At 71.8% G+C, this 17,337-nt stretch carries 15 protein-coding genes; 9 read left to right on the plus strand and 6 right to left on the minus strand.

Annotated elements, in window-relative coordinates; genetic code table 11:
* Window positions 1–41 precede the first annotated feature (41 nt).
* The gene (locus ACZ4Z3_RS18345) at window positions 42–5,036 is read right to left on the minus strand and encodes an ATP-dependent helicase (RefSeq protein ID WP_468501956.1); all 4,995 of its coding nucleotides are present in this window, start codon (window positions 5,034–5,036) and stop codon (window positions 42–44) included.
* A gap of 148 nt (window positions 5,037–5,184) precedes the next feature.
* On the opposite strand from ACZ4Z3_RS18345, the gene ACZ4Z3_RS18350 reads away from it, so the two are divergent.
* The 3 genes from ACZ4Z3_RS18350 to ACZ4Z3_RS18360 are packed head-to-tail and all read left to right on the plus strand — an operon-like array spanning window position 5,185 to window position 7,318.
* Window positions 5,185–6,180: an AraC family transcriptional regulator gene (locus ACZ4Z3_RS18350; RefSeq protein ID WP_468501957.1), complete on the plus strand. Its 996-nt coding sequence runs from the start codon at window positions 5,185–5,187 to the stop codon at window positions 6,178–6,180.
* 26 nt (window positions 6,181–6,206) lie between these two features.
* A complete protein-coding gene (locus tag ACZ4Z3_RS18355) occupies window positions 6,207–7,013 on the plus strand; it encodes an AzlC family ABC transporter permease (RefSeq protein WP_468501958.1) in 807 nt (268 codons plus the stop codon).
* Window positions 7,010–7,318, plus strand: coding sequence for an AzlD domain-containing protein (locus ACZ4Z3_RS18360; RefSeq protein ID WP_468501959.1), 309 nt, complete (start codon window positions 7,010–7,012; stop codon window positions 7,316–7,318). The genes ACZ4Z3_RS18355 and ACZ4Z3_RS18360 overlap by 4 nt, the downstream gene beginning before the upstream one ends.
* A gap of 67 nt (window positions 7,319–7,385) precedes the next feature.
* Here the strand turns inward: ACZ4Z3_RS18360 and ACZ4Z3_RS18365 are convergent, their stop codons facing one another.
* Window positions 7,386–8,330 (minus strand): hypothetical protein, encoded by a 945-nt coding sequence (locus ACZ4Z3_RS18365; protein ID WP_468501960.1) that lies wholly within the window; start codon window positions 8,328–8,330, stop codon window positions 7,386–7,388.
* A gap of 79 nt (window positions 8,331–8,409) precedes the next feature.
* Here ACZ4Z3_RS18365 and ACZ4Z3_RS18370 point away from each other — a divergent pair, with 79 nt between their 5' ends.
* The 4 genes from ACZ4Z3_RS18370 (at window position 8,410) to recX (ending at window position 12,497) form a co-directional block, all read left to right on the plus strand.
* Window positions 8,410–8,604 carry a DUF3046 domain-containing protein gene (locus ACZ4Z3_RS18370; RefSeq protein ID WP_055538943.1) on the plus strand — a complete coding sequence of 65 codons (195 nt, stop codon included), beginning with the start codon at window positions 8,410–8,412 and terminating at the stop codon, window positions 8,602–8,604.
* 196 nt (window positions 8,605–8,800) lie between these two features.
* Complete coding sequence (locus tag ACZ4Z3_RS18375; protein WP_468502343.1) at window positions 8,801–10,180, plus strand: AI-2E family transporter; 1,380 nt, start codon at window positions 8,801–8,803, stop codon at window positions 10,178–10,180.
* A gap of 313 nt (window positions 10,181–10,493) precedes the next feature.
* The gene (gene recA, locus ACZ4Z3_RS18380) at window positions 10,494–11,618 is read left to right on the plus strand and encodes a recombinase RecA (RefSeq protein ID WP_468501961.1); all 1,125 of its coding nucleotides are present in this window, start codon (window positions 10,494–10,496) and stop codon (window positions 11,616–11,618) included.
* Between the two features lie 3 nt (window positions 11,619–11,621).
* Window positions 11,622–12,497 (plus strand): recombination regulator RecX, encoded by an 876-nt coding sequence (gene recX / locus ACZ4Z3_RS18385; protein WP_468501962.1) that lies wholly within the window; start codon window positions 11,622–11,624, stop codon window positions 12,495–12,497.
* Between the two features lie 44 nt (window positions 12,498–12,541).
* Here recX and ACZ4Z3_RS18390 read toward each other — a convergent pair whose 3' ends face one another.
* The 4 genes from ACZ4Z3_RS18390 to ACZ4Z3_RS18405 form a co-directional block, all read right to left on the minus strand.
* Window positions 12,542–13,075, minus strand: a complete 534-nt coding sequence (locus ACZ4Z3_RS18390) for a cupin domain-containing protein (RefSeq protein WP_468501963.1) — start codon at window positions 13,073–13,075, stop codon at window positions 12,542–12,544.
* Window positions 13,076–13,221: 146 nt separating this feature from the next.
* Window positions 13,222–13,434: a putative leader peptide gene (locus tag ACZ4Z3_RS18395; RefSeq protein ID WP_468502344.1), complete on the minus strand. Its 213-nt coding sequence runs from the start codon at window positions 13,432–13,434 to the stop codon at window positions 13,222–13,224.
* A gap of 27 nt (window positions 13,435–13,461) precedes the next feature.
* Window positions 13,462–15,153 (minus strand): FAD-dependent monooxygenase, encoded by a 1,692-nt coding sequence (locus ACZ4Z3_RS18400; RefSeq protein WP_468502345.1) that lies wholly within the window; start codon window positions 15,151–15,153, stop codon window positions 13,462–13,464.
* A 231-nt stretch (window positions 15,154–15,384) separates the two neighbouring features.
* The gene (locus ACZ4Z3_RS18405) at window positions 15,385–16,047 is read right to left on the minus strand and encodes a response regulator transcription factor (RefSeq protein ID WP_468501964.1); all 663 of its coding nucleotides are present in this window, start codon (window positions 16,045–16,047) and stop codon (window positions 15,385–15,387) included.
* A gap of 305 nt (window positions 16,048–16,352) precedes the next feature.
* Between ACZ4Z3_RS18405 and ACZ4Z3_RS18410 the strand changes: the two genes are divergently transcribed.
* Both ACZ4Z3_RS18410 and ACZ4Z3_RS18415 read left to right on the plus strand, forming a co-directional pair.
* Window positions 16,353–16,817 (plus strand): hypothetical protein, encoded by a 465-nt coding sequence (locus ACZ4Z3_RS18410; RefSeq protein ID WP_468501965.1) that lies wholly within the window; start codon window positions 16,353–16,355, stop codon window positions 16,815–16,817.
* A gap of 62 nt (window positions 16,818–16,879) precedes the next feature.
* On the plus strand, window positions 16,880–17,317 hold the full coding sequence (locus ACZ4Z3_RS18415; protein ID WP_468501966.1) for a hypothetical protein: 438 nt from the start codon (window positions 16,880–16,882) through the stop codon (window positions 17,315–17,317).
* Window positions 17,318–17,337: the final 20 nt, after the last annotated feature.

Genomic DNA, 17,337 nt, shown 5'->3' on the forward strand with positions numbered 1-17,337 from the left:
AGGGTGGCATGCGGGAGGGGGTGGGGGCGTGGCGTGGCGGCTCAGGCGCGGATGCGCAGGCCGCGGGGGGTGGCGATGAAGCCTGCTCCTTCCAGGAGGGGGCCGTGGGGGGAGGTGAGGGCGGAGGTGCCGTTCACGCGTTCCACGGTGACCGTGCCGAGGGAGCCGGCGCGGGCGGCGGTGGCCAGGGCCTCGGCTGCCGGGCGGAGGCGTGGGTCGTCCTGGGGTCTGGCGTCCGGGTCGGCGGGCCAGGCCAGGAGGGTCTTGCCGCCGCGTTCCATGTAGAGGGTGAGCTCGCCGTCGACGAGGACGACCAGCGAGCCCGCCTTGCGGCCCGGCTTGTGCCCGGCCTCGGTGGGCGGGTCGGGCCAGGAGAGGGCGGCCCCGTAGGCGTTCGCGGGGTCGGCGGCGGCCAGGACAACCGCTCGGTTGGAGGGAGCGGTGCGAGTGCGGTTCGGTGGGCCGTTCAGGCCGTTCAGGCCGTTCAGGCCGTTCCGGCCTTGGGCACCCGTAGGCCGCTGGAGGTCGTAGCCGCCGTAACCGCTGCGACCGCTCGTGCCGCCGTAGCCGTCATGGCCGTCGGGCGAGGGGAAACCGGAGGACGAGTTCAGGGGTGACGTGGGTCCGGAGGGGGCCGTCCCGGCGGGGGGCGTCGCGGTCCCGTCCGTGGCGGGGAAGGCGTCGTCGGTCAGCCAGTCGGGGAGGTCCAGGTCGCCGGGGCTGGTGGGGGAGCCGGGTGCCGGGGCAGGGGCCCGGGCGTGGCCGTTCGGGCCCATACCCGGGGCGGCCTCGCCTCTCTCGCGGGCGTTGGCCACCGCACGCAGGCGGTCCACCGCGCCGTCCATGGCGAACTGGGCCGCGCCGAGTCCCTCGACCACGTAGCCGCGGCGGGCCTGGCCGCTCTCCTCGAACACGGACAGGACGCGGTACGCCGCCGAGAAGCCGCCCTCGACGCCCTCGGCGGAGACGGCACCCCGGGTGACCACGCCGTGCCGGTCGAGAAGGGTGCGGGCGAGGGCGTGGGCGCGGACGGTGGCGTCGGGTTCGTGGGCGGGGAGCAGGGACCAGCGGCCCGCGACCGTGGGCGGCCCCGTACGGGACTGGGTGCGTGCCGCGGCGGTCAGGGAGCCGTAGCGGCCGCGCGGGACGGCGCGCTTGGCCCGGTGGGCCGTGGAACCCGCTGTGCGGCCCGACCCGAGCAGGGAGCGCATGGGGGTGAGCGTGTCGTTGGTGAGGCGGCCCGACCAGGCCAGGTCCCAGATGGCATCGGCCAGTTGGGGATCGGTGGCGTCGGGATGGGTCGTGGCGCGGACCTGGTCGGCGATCTGACGGAAGAACAGGCCGTAGCCGCCGGACAGGGCGTCCAGGACGGACTGGTGGAGTGCGGTCAGCTCCAGCGGGTGCGGGGGCGGGAGGAGCAGCGGGGCCGTGTCCGCCAGGTACAGCGACACCCAGCCGTCCTTGCCGGGGAGGGCACCGGCGCCCGCCCACACGACCTCTCCGGCGGCCGTCAACTCGTCGAGCATCGCGGGAGTGTACTGGGCGACCCGGGACGGCAGGACCAGCTTCTCCAGCGCGGACGCGGGCACGGAGGCGCCCTGCAGCTGTTCGATCGCCCGCACCAGGCCGTCGATGCCGCGCAGCCCGTGTCCCTGGCCGACGTGCTGCCACTGGGGCAGGAACTGGGCCAGCGCGGCGGGTGGCACCGGCTCCAGCTCGTGTCGCAGCGCGGCGAGAGAACGGCGGCGCAGCCGGCGCAGTACGGCCGCGTCGCACCATTCCTGGCCGATGCCCGCCGGGTGGAACTCGCCCTGCACGACCCGGCCGTTCGCGGCTAGCCGGTGCAGGGCGCCCTCGGTGACGGCCACACCGAGGCCGAAGCGGGCGGCCGCCGTGGCCGATGTGAACGGGCCATGGGTGCGCGCGTACCGGGCGAGGAGGTCGCCGAGCGGGTCCTTGACCGGTTCGGTGAACGCCTCCGGCACGCCGACGGGCAGAGCCGTGCCGAGCGCGTCCCGCAAGCGGCCCGCGTCCTCGATCGCGGCCCAGTGGTCGGTGCCCGCGATCCGGACCCGGATGGCGCGCCGGGCCCCGGCCAGCTCCCGCGCCCACTGCGGCTCGGCCCCCCGCTGCGCCAACTCGCCGTCCTGCAGCGGCCCGAGCAGACGAAGCAGGTCCGCGACGCCCTCCACGTCCTTGACCCGCCGGTCCTCCGTGAGCCACTGCAGCTCCTGCTCCAGCTCGGTCAGCACCTCGGCGTCGAGCAGCTCGCGCAGCTCCGCCTGGCCCAGCAGCTCCGCCAGCAGTCGCGAGTCCAGCGACAGGGCGGCGGCGCGGCGCTCGGCGAGCGGTGAGTCGCCCTCGTACAGGAACTGGGCCACGTAGCCGAAGAGGAGCGAGCGGGCGAACGGCGACGGCTCCGGGGTGGTGACCTCGACCAGGCGGACCTTGCGGGACTCGATGTCACCCATCAGCTCGGCGAGGCCCGGCACGTCGAACACGTCCTGGAGGCATTCGCGGACCGCTTCCAGGACGATCGGGAACGAGCCGAACTCGCTCGCCACCTGGAGTAGTTGGGCTGCCCGCTGCCGCTGCTGCCACAGCGGGGTGCGCCTGCCGGGGTTGCGGCGGGGCAGCAGGAGCGCGCGGGCGGCGCACTCGCGGAAGCGGGACGCGAACAGGGCCGAGCCGCCCACCTGGTCGGTGACGATCTGGTCGACCTCGCCCTTGTCGAAGGCGACGTCCGCCGCGCCGACCGGCGCCTGCTCGGCGTCGTACTCCGTGCCGGCCTTCGTGGGCTCCATGTCGAGGAGGTCCAGGCCCATGAGGTCGGCGTCCGGCAGCCGCAGCACGATGCCGTCGTCGGCGTGCATGACCTGGGCGTCCATGCCGTACCGCTCGGACAGACGGGCCCCGAGGGCGAGCGCCCACGGGGCGTGGACCTGGGCGCCGAAGGGCGAGTGGACGACGACCCGCCAGTCGCCCAGCTCGTCCCGGAAGCGCTCGACGACGATCGTGCGGTCGTCCGGGACATGGCCGCAGGCCTCGCGTTGCTCGGCGAGGTAGGAAAGGACGTTGTCCGCGGCCCAGGCGTCGAGGCCGGCGGCCAGCATGCGCAGTCGGGCGTCCTCCTGGGACAGTGAGCCCACCTCGCGCAGGAACGCGCCCACCGCGCGGCCCAGTTCGAGCGGGCGGCCCAGCTGGTCGCCCTTCCAGAACGGCAGACGGCCCGGAACGCCCGGTGCGGGGGAGACCAGAACCCGGTCGCGTGTGATGTCCTCGATACGCCACGAACTGGTGCCCAGTGTGAAGACGTCCCCGACACGCGACTCGTACACCATCTCCTCGTCCAGCTCCCCTACCCGGCCGCCGCCCTTCTTGGGGTCGGAGCCGGCGAGGAAGACCCCGAAGAGGCCGCGGTCCGGGATGGTGCCCCCGGAGGTGACCGCGAGGCGCTGGGCGCCGGGGCGGCCGGTCACGGTGCCGGTGACCCGGTCCCACACCACGCGCGGGCGCAGTTCCGCGAAGGCGTCGGACGGATAGCGGCCGGCGAGCATGTCGAGGACCGCCGTGAACGCCGACTCGGGGAGCGAGGCGAAGGGCGCGGCCCGCCGGACCACGGCGAGGAGGTCGTCGACCTGCCAGGTGTCCATCGACGTCATGGCGACGAGCTGCTGCGCCAGCACGTCCAAGGGATTGCCCGGAATCCTCAGGGACTCGATGGAACCGGTGCGCATCCGCTCCGTGACCACGGCCGCCTGCACCAGGTCACCGCGGTACTTCGGGAAGACCACGCCCGTGGAGACCGCTCCCACCTGATGTCCCGCGCGTCCCACACGCTGCAGCCCGGACGCGACCGACGGGGGCGACTCCACCTGGACCACGAGGTCCACGGCACCCATGTCGATGCCCAGTTCCAGACTGGACGTGGCGACCACGGCCGGCAGCCGGCCCGCCTTGAGGTCCTCCTCGACCAGGGCACGCTGCTCCTTGGAGACCGAGCCGTGGTGGGCGCGGGCGAGGACCGGGGGAGCTCCCTGAGCCGCACCCGATCCGCCCATCAGCTCTGCCGGTGCGTGGTGTTCGTCCAAGGGCTCGCCGGTGGCCCGCTCGTACGCGATCTCGTTCAGCCGGTTGCACAAGCGCTCGGCGAGACGGCGAGAGTTGGCGAACACGATCGTGGAGCGGTGTGCCTGCACCAGGTCGGCGATCCGCTCCTCGACATGGGGCCAGATCGACGGGCGTTCCGCCCCCTCGTTTCCCTCGGCGACCGGGGAGCCGCCCAGCTCGCCCAGATCCTCCACCGGGACGACCACGGAGAGGTCGAACTCCTTGCCGGACGCGGGCTGGACGATCTCCACCCGGCGGCGCGGGGAGAGATAGCGCGCCACCTCGTCGACGGGGCGCACGGTGGCGGACAGGCCGATACGGCGCGCGGGCTTCGGCAACAACTCGTCGAGCCGCTCCAGGGACAGCGCGAGATGCGCGCCGCGCTTGGTGCCCGCGACCGCGTGCACCTCGTCGAGGATCACCGTCTCCACGCCCGTCAGCGCGTCGCGCGTGGCCGACGTCAGCATGAGGAACAGCGATTCGGGGGTGGTGATGAGGATGTCGGGCGGACGTGTGGCCAGGGCACGGCGCTCGGCGGCCGGGGTGTCGCCCGAGCGGATGCCCACCTTCACCTCGGGCTCGGGCAGGCCCAGGCGGACGGACTCCTGGCGGATACCGGTCAGCGGACTGCGCAGATTCCGCTCGACGTCCACCGCGAGGGCCTTCAGCGGTGACACGTACAGCACCCGGCAGCGCTTCCTCGGGTCCGCCGGGGGCGGGGTCGATGTCAGCTGGTCCAACGCGGCGAGGAACGCGGCCAGGGTCTTGCCGGAGCCGGTCGGGGCCACCACCAGCACGTCCGAGCCCTCGCCGATGGCCCGCCACGCCCCGGCCTGGGCCGCGGTGGGCGCGGAGAAGGCCCCCGTGAACCAGCCGCGGGTCGCGGGGGAGAAGCCGTCGAGGGCTCGATCTGCGGAGCTGACCATGCCCCCATCCTGCACCCGCCCACTGACAATGGCCGTGACCTGCGCAGACGACAGCCCGGTCTCCCTTGCGAGCGAGCCGAGCCATCCCCTCCCGTCCGACCTGCACATGTCGGCAGGGGTCGGTGGTCGCAGGACGCATTATGTAGGCATGGCGGGTTCGACGGAGCGGGCACGGCACTGGCGGTACGAGGCACTGCCCGGTGTCGACCTGCTGCGGGCCAGATACGTCCAGAAGAGGTTCGTTCGGCACACCCACGAGAACTTCGTGATCGCCGCCATCGCCGACGGTGTCGAGGTCTTCCATCACGGCGACGCCGACCAGTACGCGGGCCCGGGCACGCTGGCCCTGGTCAACCCCGACACCCCCCACACGGGCCGAGCGGGCGGACCCGAGGGCTGGCGGTACGGCGCGGTCTACCCGTCGCCGGAGGTCGTGGCCGAGATCGCCGCCGAGACCACGATGATCCGCGGCACCCCCGGCTTCATCAGCCCCGTGCTCCACGATCCCTACGCCGTCGGTCTGGTCCACCAGGTGCTGCGGGCCGCCGACGAGGGCAACGCGCTCGCCGCCGACACCCTGCTCCGCGTCGCCGTGACCCGGCTGCTGCGCCTCAACGGAGGCCCGCTGCCCCGGCGTACCGCCCGCGCTGCTGGTTCCTCGGCGGCGGCACGCGCGCGTGCGGTGCTCCAGGAGCGGATGGCCGACCCGCCCACCCTGGAGCGACTCGCCGCGGACCTCGGCACCAGCCCCTTCGCCCTCCTGCGGGCCTTCCGCACCGCCTACGGCATGCCTCCGCACGCCTGGCTGACCGACGCCCGCGTCCGCCGGGCCAGGGCCCTGCTCGACGCGGGCACGGCCCCCGCCGAGGCGGCCGTCGCCGTCGGCTTCACGGACCAGCCACACCTCAACCGCCACTTCAGCCGGATCGTGGGCGTACCCCCGGGCGCGTACCAGCGGGAACGCAGAGGCGACCCCGACGACCTGCGGGCACGCTACGGCGGTAGGGAACACGAAGGCAGCAGGGAACACGAGGGCGACAGGGGCACCGGGCACGACAGGAGCACCGGGCACGACAGGAGCACCGGGCACGACAGGGAGACACAGGGCGGCGGACGCGGGCGCAAGAACGTACAAGATTCTTAGGTGCTGGTAGTCCTACCGTCCGAGGTGTGGCAGAACAGACAGCTTTCGCAGGCACGCACGACACAGGGGGCGTCAAGCCTGATCGGGCCGTCGTCCGGGACGCCCTGGCGGTCGGGGTCGCCGTCGGACTGTCCGGCTTCGCCTTCGGGGTGACCTCGGCCGGCAGCGGGCTCAGCCTGCCGCAGACCTGCGCGTTGAGCCTCCTGGTGTTCACCGGTGCTTCCCAGTTCGCCCTGGTGGGCGCGCTCGCGGCCGGCGGCAATCCGTTCACGGCGGCGGCCGGGGCCTTCTTCCTGGGGGTGCGCAACGCGTTCTACGGGCTGCGTCTGTCACAGCTGCTGGCCCTCCCGCGCGCGGTGCGGCCGTTCGCCGCGCAGTGGGTGATCGACGAGACCACGGTCGTCGCGCTCGCCCAGCCCACGCGCCGGGCCGCCCGGATCGGCTTCACCGTCACCGGGCTGAGCCTCTATCTGCTGTGGAACCTCACCACGCTCCTCGGCGCGCTTGGCGCGGAGGCCATCGGCGACACCGAGGCGTGGGGGCTCGACGCGGCCGGGCCGGCCGTCTTCCTGGCGCTCCTCGCGCCCATGCTCAACACCACCAGGGAACGGGCCGTGGCCGGCATCGCGGTCCTCCTCGGCCTGGGGCTGCTGCCCGTCCTGCCCGCAGGGGTGCCGGTGCTCGTGGCCGCGGCAGCCGCTCCCCTCGCCCTCTGGATGGAAGGGCGCCGCAAGAACGGCGAGCGGGAGACCGGCGACCGCGCGGTGAACGACTCGCACGACTCCCACGACCCACGGCGCGACCAGTGCGGCCCGCAGGAGGAGGACCGATGAACGTCTGGATCGCGATCGCCGTGACCGCCGTCGGATGCTACGCCGTCAAGCTCATCGGTCTGCTGGTCCCTGAGGGCGTCCTGGAACGCCCCCTCGTCCGACGCCTGGCCGCTCTGCTCCCCGTAGCGCTGCTCGCCGCCCTCACGGCGCAGCAGACCTTCGCCGACGGGCGTGCGCTCGTGCTGGACGCCAGGGCGGCGGGAGTCGCCGCGGCCGCCGTCGCGCTCCTCCTGCGCGCGCCCTTCCTGCTGGTCGTGGCAGCGGCGGTGATCGTGACCGCGGGGGTGCGGGCGATCACGGGCTGAGACAGCGGTACGCCTACGCGTGCGCGCGTGTGGCGCTGTCGCTGCGATCTCCTCCGCCGCCCCTTCCTCAGCCGATCGACCGCCCGTACGCGCGCAGCGTGCGCAGTGCCTCGATCGTCACGATCGGGCGGCTCTCCAGGGCGCTTCCCGGGGCCCACTGGCGCCAGCGGATCGGCCACCCGCCGTCGTCGCGCTGCTCGCTCTCCAGGAAGTCGAGTGAACGGGACATCTCCTCGTCGGTGAACCACGCGCGTGCGAGCGACTCCGGCGTACGCGCGAAGTCGAACGGGAAGTGGTGCTCACCCGGTGCGTAACCGGACGCCACGGGATGCTCCTCCAGCCGCCCGGGATCCAGCGCGGCCAGCCGCTGTTCGCGCACCAGCCGGCCGAGCCGGTCGGCGGCCGCCTGCGCGCGCGGACGGTCGGGCACGGAGTCCAGGAACGCCACGGCGGCCTGGACCTCGTACGGGTGCGACTTCTCCAGCGTCTCGACCGCGTGCCAGCAGAAGTCGGTCGCCCGGAACAGCCACGCGTGCCACACCTGGTTGCGGTGCAGCAAGCCCACGACGGGCCCGGTGGCCAGCAGCTCACTGGGTGGGTCGTCGGTGATCGGCACGAACGGGGCCGCCGGATATCCGCGTTGACCGGGATGCACGGCGGGCAGGGCGCCGTCCGGGTTCGACACCGACGTCAGATAGCGGCACACGCGTTCCACCCGCTGTCCGGCACACCGCCCGATCGAGTCCAGCACCCGCAACGCGTGTCCGGTGTGCAGGGGCTGGCTCACCGGCCCGCGCAGATCCGGTTCGAGCGCGTGCCCGTACCCTTCGTCGGCGGTGCGGTAGGCGGCCAGCGCGGCCTCCACCGCGTCGGCGCTCCCGTCCAGGAAGTGGTACGCGAAGCGGCGCTGCTCCAGTACCCGCGCGGTCAGCCAGACGAACTGCTCGGCGCGGGCGAGCGGGGTGTGCGCCGGGGGCGATGAGGGGCGTGGGGATGCTCCGGTTTCGGCCATGCGTCAGACCGTAGGGCGGAAAGCGGTATCGGCAGGCCGTCCCCGCCCGGCCCACCCCCTGGGGCGGGATACTGGAGTCATGCGGTTGACGGTCTTCTGGCAGCGGATGGCGGAACACTTCGGTGAGGGGTACGCCGAAACCTTCGCGCGCGATCATGTGATGTCCGAACTCGGTGGACGGACGGTGCACGAGGCGCTGGACGCCGGCTGGGAGGCCAAGGACGTGTGGCGCGTGGTGTGCACGACGATGGGCGTTCCGGCCGAGAACCGCTGAAAGGCTTCCATATCGGTAGCGAGGTCGTCGCCTCAGGGCCCGAAGGTGCAGGGGGCGGGGGCCGATTGTCGGTGGTGTGGGCGAGACTTGGTCCGTGGCCCCCTCAGACGAGACCGCGCAGGTCGAGCCCCAGGCATCCCCCTCCGGTACGGCGCCGCCCACCGGGCCCCCGGTCGGCACCAGGCCGAGTTCGGGCATGCCGCGTTGGCTGCCGCGTGCCATGGTGCTCGCGCTCTCGCTGGTCGCCGTCTTCCAACTGGGCAGTTGGGCGTTCCACCAGCTCATCGGGTTGCTGGTCAACATCCTCATCGCGTTCTTCCTGGCCCTCGCGATCGAGCCCGCGGTCAGCTGGATGGCCTCGAAGGGGCTGCGCAGGGGCTTCGCCACCTTCCTCGTCTTCCTGCTCACACTGATCGCGGTCGCGGGCTTCGTCACCCTCCTCGGCTCGATGCTCGCCGGCCAGATCATCAAGATGGTCGAGGACTTCCCGGCCTACCTCGACTCGGTCATCAGCTGGATCAACACCACCTTCCACACCGAGCTGAGGCGCGTCGACATCCAGGAGGGACTGCTCCGCTCGGACTGGCTGAAGAGGTACGTCCAGAACAGCGCCACCGGCGTCCTGGACGTCTCCGCGCAGGTCCTCGGTGGCCTCTTCCAGCTGCTGACGATCGGCCTGTTCTCGTTCTACTTCGCGGCCGACGGCCCCCGGCTGCGGCGCGCGCTGTGCTCCGTGCTGCCGCCCGCCAAGCAGGCCGAGGTGCTGCGCGCGTGGGAGATCGCCGTCGACAAGACCGGCGGCTACCTGTACTCCCGCGGCCTGATGGCCATGATCTCCGGCATAGCCCATTACGTCCTGCTGGAGTACCTGAACGTGCCGTACGCCCCCGCCCTCGCGGTCTGGGTCGGCCTGGTCTCCCAGTTCATTCCCACCATCGGCACCTACCTCGCGGGCGCCCTGCCGATGCTGATCGCCTTCACGGTCAACCCCTGGTACGCGCTGTGGGTCCTGGTCTTCGTGGTCATCTACCAGCAGTTCGAGAACTACGTGCTGCAGCCCAAGCTGACCGCCAAGACCGTGGACATCCACCCGGCCGTCGCCTTCGGATCGGTCGTCGCGGGCACCGCGCTCCTCGGCGCCGTCGGCGCGCTCATCGCGATCCCCGCCATCGCCACCCTCCAGGCGTTCCTCGGGGCGTACGTGAAGCGGTACGCCGTCACGGACGACCCGCGCGTCCACGGCCACCGCAGACGCGGCTCCGGCAACCTCCTCGCCCGTCTCCGGAACCGTCCGCGCACGGAGCGGGACGAGGACGGCTCCGGGAACGACGTCCTCACGCGCGTGCGTGAGCGGCTGGAGCACAAGTGGGGCACGAAGCGACCGTCGGACGACGCCACGCAGGAGGAGACCGGGCCTCAGGAGGGGGACGGTCCTCAGGGCGAGGACGGTCCCGAGGGCGAGGACGGTCCCCAGGGGGGAGACGGTCCCCGGGCGGAGGACGGTTCGCAGGGGCCGGGCCGTGACACGGGTCCCGAGGGAAGCTCCGGATCAGAAGGCGGCACTCCGCGGGACTGACGCCCGGCGGCATGACTCCGCCCCCCTTCGCGGGTGCGGCGACCAGCTCCGGTGCCCGGCCATCGCCATCGTCGACGAGCTGAATCGCCGCTTCCGTAAGTCCCCGGGGGTCGCGTGGTGCGCTTGACACCAAATTCGAACATCCATTCTTATGGGGGCTCCGGCGAGCCTCTCGACGGGAAGTTCGACAGGGTTTGTGTGGAGAAGTACCCGAGTTATCCACAGGCCGGGCGGGCGTCGGGGCCCATTGTCAGTGGCAGGCGTTAGCGTCTTTCACGTGAAGCGATCGACTCAAGCAAATCGGGTGGAACCCATGGCAGGAACCGACCGCGAGAAGGCGCTCGACGCCGCGCTCGCACAGATTGAACGACAATTCGGCAAGGGCGCGGTCATGCGCATGGGCGAGCGGTCGAAGGAGCCCATCGAGGTCATCCCGACCGGGTCGACCGCGCTGGACGTGGCCCTCGGTGTCGGCGGCCTGCCGCGTGGCCGAGTGGTGGAGATCTACGGCCCCGAGTCCTCCGGTAAGACGACCCTGACCCTCCACGCGGTGGCGAACGCCCAGAAGGCCGGCGGCCAGGTCGCGTTCGTGGACGCCGAGCACGCCCTCGACCCCGAGTACGCGAAGAAGCTCGGAGTCGACATCGACAACCTGATCCTGTCGCAGCCGGACAACGGCGAGCAGGCCCTGGAGATCGTGGACATGCTCGTCCGCTCCGGCGCCCTCGACCTCATCGTCATCGACTCCGTCGCCGCGCTCGTCCCGCGCGCGGAGATCGAGGGCGAGATGGGCGACAGCCACGTGGGTCTGCAGGCCCGACTGATGAGCCAGGCCCTCCGGAAGATCACCAGCGCGCTCAACCAGTCCAAGACCACCGCCATCTTCATCAACCAGCTCCGCGAGAAGATCGGCGTGATGTTCGGCTCGCCGGAGACCACGACCGGTGGCCGCGCGCTGAAGTTCTACGCCTCGGTGCGTATCGACATCCGCCGCATCGAGACCCTGAAGGACGGCACGGAGGCGGTCGGCAACCGCACCCGCTGCAAGGTCGTCAAGAACAAGGTCGCGCCGCCCTTCAAGCAGGCCGAGTTCGACATCCTCTACGGCCAGGGCATCAGCCGCGAGGGCGGTCTGATCGACATGGGTGTGGAGCACGGCTTCGTCCGCAAGGCCGGCGCCTGGTACACGTACGAGGGCGACCAGCTCGGCCAGGGCAAGGAGAACGCCCGCAACTTCCTCAAGGACAACCCCGACCTTGCCAACGAGATCGAGAAGAAGATCAAGGAGAAGCTGGGCGTCGGCGTACGACCCGAGGAACCCACCGCCGAACCGAGTGCGGACGCCGCGGCCGCCGCCGCACCCGCCGACGACGCGAAGACGGTGCCGGCCCCCGCTGCCAAGACCGCCAAGACCAAGGCCGCGGCGGCCAAGAGCTAGTCCGTGACACGCAGAACGGACTGGGGCGAGTACGCATACCCCAGTGCCCCTGAGAGCCGGGGGCGCGGGGGTACCGGGGGATCCGCCGCAGAGGAGTTCGGACCGTACGCCGGCGACGCCGACGGGGAACATGTCGCCGACCCGCCGGAGGATGGTGGGCCCTCCGGTGGGGGCGCGCCGCGCGGTGGCCGTGGACGTGGTGGCGGAAGCCGTGGCGGCGGTGTCTCACCGGGCGGCGCGGCCGGTGAGACACGTGGTCGACGAGGCCGCGGGGGGCGACGACGCGGCTTCGGGGAGTCGGCCGGCGATCCGTATGACGACGGGGGGCCACAGGACGGGGGTTCGTCTTTCTCGTCGAGGGCCGAGAAAGGGGAGTCCTCAGGGGACCCGGCTGAGCGGGCACGGGCGATCTGCCTGCGCCTGCTCACCGGGACCCCGCGGACCCGCAAGCAACTCGCCGACGCCCTGCGCAAGCGGGAGATCCCCGACGACGTGGCGGACGAGGTGCTGTCACGGTTCGAGGAGGTCGGGCTGATCAACGACAGCGCGTTCGCGGACGCCTGGGTGGAGTCCCGCCACCACGGCCGGGGCCTGGCCCGGCGGGCCCTCGCCCGGGAACTGCGTACCAAAGGCGTCGACTCCGCCCTCATCGACGACGCCGTCGCCCAGCTCGACTCCGACCAGGAGGAGGCCACCGCGCGCGAGCTCGTGGCCCGCAAGATGCGCTCCACCCGAGGCCTCGACCGTGACAAACGCCTCCGCCGCCTGGCGGGCATGCTCGCCCGCAAGGGCTACCCCGAGGGGATGGCCCTGCGGGTGGTCCGACAGGCGCTGGAGGAGGAGGGCGAGGACACGGAGGGGCTGGAGGAGGGGTACTGAGCGAAGGCGGTCAGTGATCGCTCAGTACCTCTGGGAGTGGGCGCTCACTGCCAGTCCTCCGGGCGTTCGACGTGCTCGAGGCGCAGCACCTGGCCCGTGCGGCTGTAGCGGCGGATGCGGGGCAGGGGCGGATAGTAGGCGTGCACCGAGATGGAGTGCTCCTCGGCGGACTCGTTCAGCACCTCGTGCACATGGTGGCGGCCGAAGGAACGACCCTGGCCGCTGGGCAACCGGCGTTCACGGTCGACACCGTCGGTGAGTTCGAGGGTCTTCCAGCCGTCGGTGGGCAGCCGCGCGGCGAGGGAGTACTCCTTCAGCTCCCCCGCGGCTGTGACGAACGCGCCCACCGAGTCGGCGTGGTCGTGCCAGCCGGTTCCGGAGCCGGGCGGCCACCCGATGAGCCACGCCTCGCTGCCGCCGGGCCCTTCGAGCCGCACCCAGGTGCGCCCTTCGGGGTCGAGCGGAAGCGAGGCGACCAGCTCGGCGTCGGCAGCCGTCCGGCGCGCGAAGTCGAGCAGCTCGGACTGAGTGGGAGCGGAAGAACCCGAAGCAGGGGCGGCCACGGGGGTGGAGGCCACGGAAGCGGAAGTCGCGGAGGACGCGGAGGCGGAGGGCGAGGAGGAAGAGACAGCGGGAGACACAGACACGGGGACCGTCCTGGCGAATGGTTCGCGGGAGCGCACGTCGGCACAACGGCGGCGCGTGCGGGGAAGAGGGATGCGAATCAGCAGGACGGCCGACACACGCAGCCCGCGTAGCGGACGAGGTCCATGTGGACCCTCCGCCACAGGCGCGTAGAGGTGTCGATCACGGTCCGGAGTACACCACGACCGGCCGGACCGGTCAACCGACCGTCACTATGTGGACACACAGAGACGGTCGTCGCGAGAAGCGGCCGGACACGAGCCTGCACCGGCGCACCGGCGCACCAGGGCACCGGCAATGGCGCAAGCGGCGCAACGGCTCAGTGTGATGCCGCGGTCGCCTCGGTGGACTCGGGCTGCTGCTTCGCCCCGCCCAGGGCCGCCTCCGCCGCCGCGTACAGATCGGCCGGGCGCACGCCGTTCAGGGCCGTGACGAGGTGGCCGTCGGGCCGTACGAGGAGCACGGTGTGGGCGGCCGCGCCCGGGTAGCTCTCGGCCACCAGTAGCTCGGCGGAGTGCGGCAGGGCGGACACCGCCGCCGCGAGCCGCGGCATGATCCCCGCGCTCACCCAGTGCTTGCGCTCCCACACCCCGGTACCCGGCGCGATCAGCACCACCAGCAGCGCTCCCCGCCCGAGCCGGTCGCGCAGCGGTACGAACGTGCCGTCCTCGGCGGTCACCTGGACGTCGACGACCTGGGCACCCGGAAGCGTGTCGATCGGCGCCTCGGAAGCGGTGTGCGGAGCCATGAGCGGCGAGTCGGTGTACGCCCCCGGCGCACCCAGCGGGCCGCGCCCCAGGTGTCCGTCGGCGAGCAGCGCGTCGTGGCCCCGGCCCGAACCGGGGACGTAGGAACGCAGCCCCTTGCCGCCGCGCACCAGGGGCAACGCCTGGTCGGCTGCGCGCAGCCGGGCGGCGACGACCGCGCGGCGCTCCGCCTGGTAGCTGTTGAGGAGTGCCTCGTGCGGGCCGTGGTGCCAGGCCAGCGCCAGTTTCCAGGCGAGGTTGTCGGCGTCGCGCAGCCCTTCGTCGAGGCCCTGGGTACCGAGCGCGCCGAGCAGATGGGCGGCGTCCCCGGCGAGGAAGACCCGGCCGACCCGCCACCGCCGGGCGAGCCGGTGGTGAACGGTGTGCACACCGGTGTCCAACAGGTCGTACGGGGGTGTTGCGCCCCCCGACCAGCCCGCGAGGGTCTCCCGGACGCGGGTCACGAGGAGTTCGGGGGTGACGAGGTCCTTGCCCGGCGGCAACAGCCAGTCCAGCCGCCAGGCTCCGTCGTCGAGCGGCCGGGCGGTCACCTCACCGCCGGAGGGACCTGACGTCCGCCACGGCGGCATCCGGTGCAGCAACGCTTCCCCTGGCCAGGGGAGTTCCACGCGCAGTGCCGCCACGGCGTGCCGCTCCACGGCCGTGCGGCCCGGGAAGCGGATGTCCTGGAGCTTGCGCACGGTGGAACGGGGCCCGTCGCACCCCACCAGATAACTGCCTCGCCACCACGTGCTCCTGGGGCCGCGAGTGTGGGCCGTGACCCCGGACGCCTCCTGCTCGATGGCGTCCACACGGCTTTCCACGGCGACCTTGACGAGCCGTTCCCCGGCGATCGCGTCGCGCAGCGCGGTGGTCAGGACGTGCTGCGGGATGTGGAGCGGGGGGAGGCCGACGGAGCCCTCGACGGTGTCCTCGGCGGCGTTGCGGGGGCCCCTCACCGCGTCCCGGGCGGAGCCTTCCGCCTCGTCGGGGTCGATCTCCCCGAACCGGACCTGACGCACCGTCTGCTTGCGCCGCATGGACCGCCATCCGGTCCAGCGACATCCCCCTTCCGTGAAGGGGACGCCGGACAATCGTTCCAGCAGAGCGGCCGTGTCCTCCTGCAGCACGACCGTCCGAGCGAGCCGCTGCTCGTCCTTGCCCGGCCCCTCGTCGAGGACCACGGACGGCACTTCCTGACGCGCCAACGCCAGCGCGAGCGCAAGCCCCACGGGCCCCGCCCCGACAATGATCACCGGGTCCACGGCGCGGCGCCCCCTGCCCGCAGCGGCGTCCCGGAGGACGTAGGTGAACAAGAAGTTGGAGCAGGGTGCACGATCACAGAACGTATGCAACCCATTGCCGGTGCTTGCGTCAAGTGACGGCGACGGTGGCGGCCCAAGCCCGATGACGATGTATGGAGGCAGGGACCCATGGCGGGGCTGTCGAAGGGGCGGCACTACGCGGACCGGGGCTGATCACGCGAGCGCCGCCGGTCAGGCGGGGGACGGGACGACCCCGGCCTGCCAGGCGATGCGGGCGGCCTGGATGCGGCTGGTCGCGTGGAGTTTGCCGCACAGGGCGCGCACGTGGTCCTTCACCGTGTCGGGGCTGATGTGGAGTGTCTCGGCGATGGCACGGTTCGGAAGACCGTCGCCGATCAGGGCGAGGACCTCAAGTTCGCGCGGGCTGAGACTGCCGAGGCGTTCCGTGTCCGTGCCTGGGCAGTGCGGAGAGAGGGGACGTCCGTTGATGACCGCGTCGGCGAGCTCAGGGGAGAGCGCGCGGCTGCCTTCCACGACGGCGGCGAGGGCCCATGCGAGATTTCTGGCCGCGGAGCGGTGCAGCAGGACGCCCGCGGCGCCGTGGCAGAGGAGGGTGCGGGCGTCCGTCTCCGAGACACGTTCGCCGATGACCAGGACCAATGGGGGTCGTGCCAGCCGGGCGAGGGACCTCAGCAGCAGGAGTGAGGACTGACCGCAGGTGTCCCCACTGACCAGGAGATCGGGGCGGGTGACGCGCACGAGTGCCGTCGCCTGGTCGACCCTTCCCTCGCACACGACACTGCTGCGGAGCCCGTGTGCCGTCTCCGGGGGCAGGGCCTGAAGCATCCCGCGCAGACCCGCGCGCGCGAGTGATCTGTCGTTGATGATTCCCACCCGTAGCATCCGGTCCCCGTTGTGGTCGTCACGAGCGTGGTGGCACCTGAGCAGCCGTCGGCGAGCGGTCGGCATTCGCCGCGGCTTCGGGCCCGATCCTCCGGCTCTCGCGAGACCGCGTCAATCGACCTTTGGGGAGGGTGCGCGCCGCGACAGGCGCCCGCACACCTCGGCCGTCCCCTTCCCTGTCAATCCCCTTTCGAGGGGTGACCTTTCGGGCTTCCCCCTTGCCGGGGAGATTCCCTCGCACTCGTCCGGGCCACAGTGATGGCCGTACACACCGTCCTGGATGAGAAGGGAACGACATGACGGGGAACAGGACGAGCAGCAGAGCGGGGCGTGCGGTCGCCGCAGCTGCCTGCGCACTGGCGATGGGCGTCATGGCGGCGCCCGCCGCGGAGGCGGCACCTCTCGCGGAGCCGGCCGCGGCGGTCAAGGCCAAGTGCGGAGCTCCGGAACTGAAGGCGTGGTACGACTCGGACCAGTTCGGCACCTACCTCAAGGTGTGGTTCAAGACGGCGAAGGGCTGCAAGAAGGGCCGGAAGATCGCCAACTTCAGCGGCGACATCTACTGCACCACCACCAAGAAGCGCGTCTACCGGGTCAACGTGGCGAGCAAGAAGGCGCCGTACTCGACTGTCATCAAGGGGATGCCGCCGAAGAACAAGTGCAAGCAGTTCTGGGCCACGTCGACCATCGTCTACAGCGACGCCAAGAGGACGCCCTTCAAGGACACCTGGCGCTGGAACTGGGGCGACTACCCCGCCTGAGGCGCGCAATCCACCACGACCACACGACGGTTCAGGCGAGAGGCTTCTGAAGGGAGCCACAGATGTACAGCAAGGGCATGGGCGGAGCGGTGCGCCGTGGCGCCATGGTGATGGGGACGGCGGTGCTTGCTTCCGCGCTGGCCGTTCCGGCGGCGACCGCCGACGGTCCCACCGAGAAGTACCTGGGCAAGCGCCAGGGCAAGATCAAGATCATCGTCTACCCGTACACCTGGGTCGACAAGCAGTACCGCAGCACTTCCCTCAAGAACCTGCGGAAGCATTCGATCCGTATCACGTACAAGAAGTGTGCCTGGTGGAAGGCGCGTGCCTCCGTCAAGTGGGGGAAGAACGTCGACACGGTCGAGACCACCGTGAAGGGCTGCAACAAGTCCGTCGTGCTGTCGCCCATGGGCAACCTGAAGGCGAACGTCACTCTGACCATTCACCAGCTCAACGCGGACGGAGCCTCCGGGAGCACGTCCATCAAGCCCATCGGCTGAAACGACACGGAGCGGTCCTC

The sequence above is a fragment of the Streptomyces sp. NPDC030296 genome (assembly GCF_055572815.1).

What these genes read in the sequence shown, in the direction of transcription:
- ACZ4Z3_RS18345 (WP_468501956.1), bottom strand. Translation starts at nt 5,036, where the DNA reads ATGGTCAGCTCCGCAGATCGAGCCCTCGACGGCTTCTCCCCCGCGACC.
- ACZ4Z3_RS18350 (WP_468501957.1), top strand. Translation starts at nt 5,185, where the DNA reads ATGGCGGGTTCGACGGAGCGGGCACGGCACTGGCGGTACGAGGCACTG.
- ACZ4Z3_RS18360 (WP_468501959.1), top strand. Translation starts at nt 7,010, where the DNA reads ATGAACGTCTGGATCGCGATCGCCGTGACCGCCGTCGGATGCTACGCC.
- ACZ4Z3_RS18365 (WP_468501960.1), bottom strand. Translation starts at nt 8,330, where the DNA reads ATGGCCGAAACCGGAGCATCCCCACGCCCCTCATCGCCCCCGGCGCAC.
- ACZ4Z3_RS18370 (WP_055538943.1), top strand. Translation starts at nt 8,410, where the DNA reads ATGCGGTTGACGGTCTTCTGGCAGCGGATGGCGGAACACTTCGGTGAG.
- ACZ4Z3_RS18375 (WP_468502343.1), top strand. Translation starts at nt 8,801, where the DNA reads ATGCCGCGTTGGCTGCCGCGTGCCATGGTGCTCGCGCTCTCGCTGGTC.
- recA (WP_468501961.1), top strand. Translation starts at nt 10,494, where the DNA reads ATGGCAGGAACCGACCGCGAGAAGGCGCTCGACGCCGCGCTCGCACAG.
- ACZ4Z3_RS18410 (WP_468501965.1), top strand. Translation starts at nt 16,353, where the DNA reads ATGACGGGGAACAGGACGAGCAGCAGAGCGGGGCGTGCGGTCGCCGCA.
- ACZ4Z3_RS18415 (WP_468501966.1), top strand. Translation starts at nt 16,880, where the DNA reads ATGTACAGCAAGGGCATGGGCGGAGCGGTGCGCCGTGGCGCCATGGTG.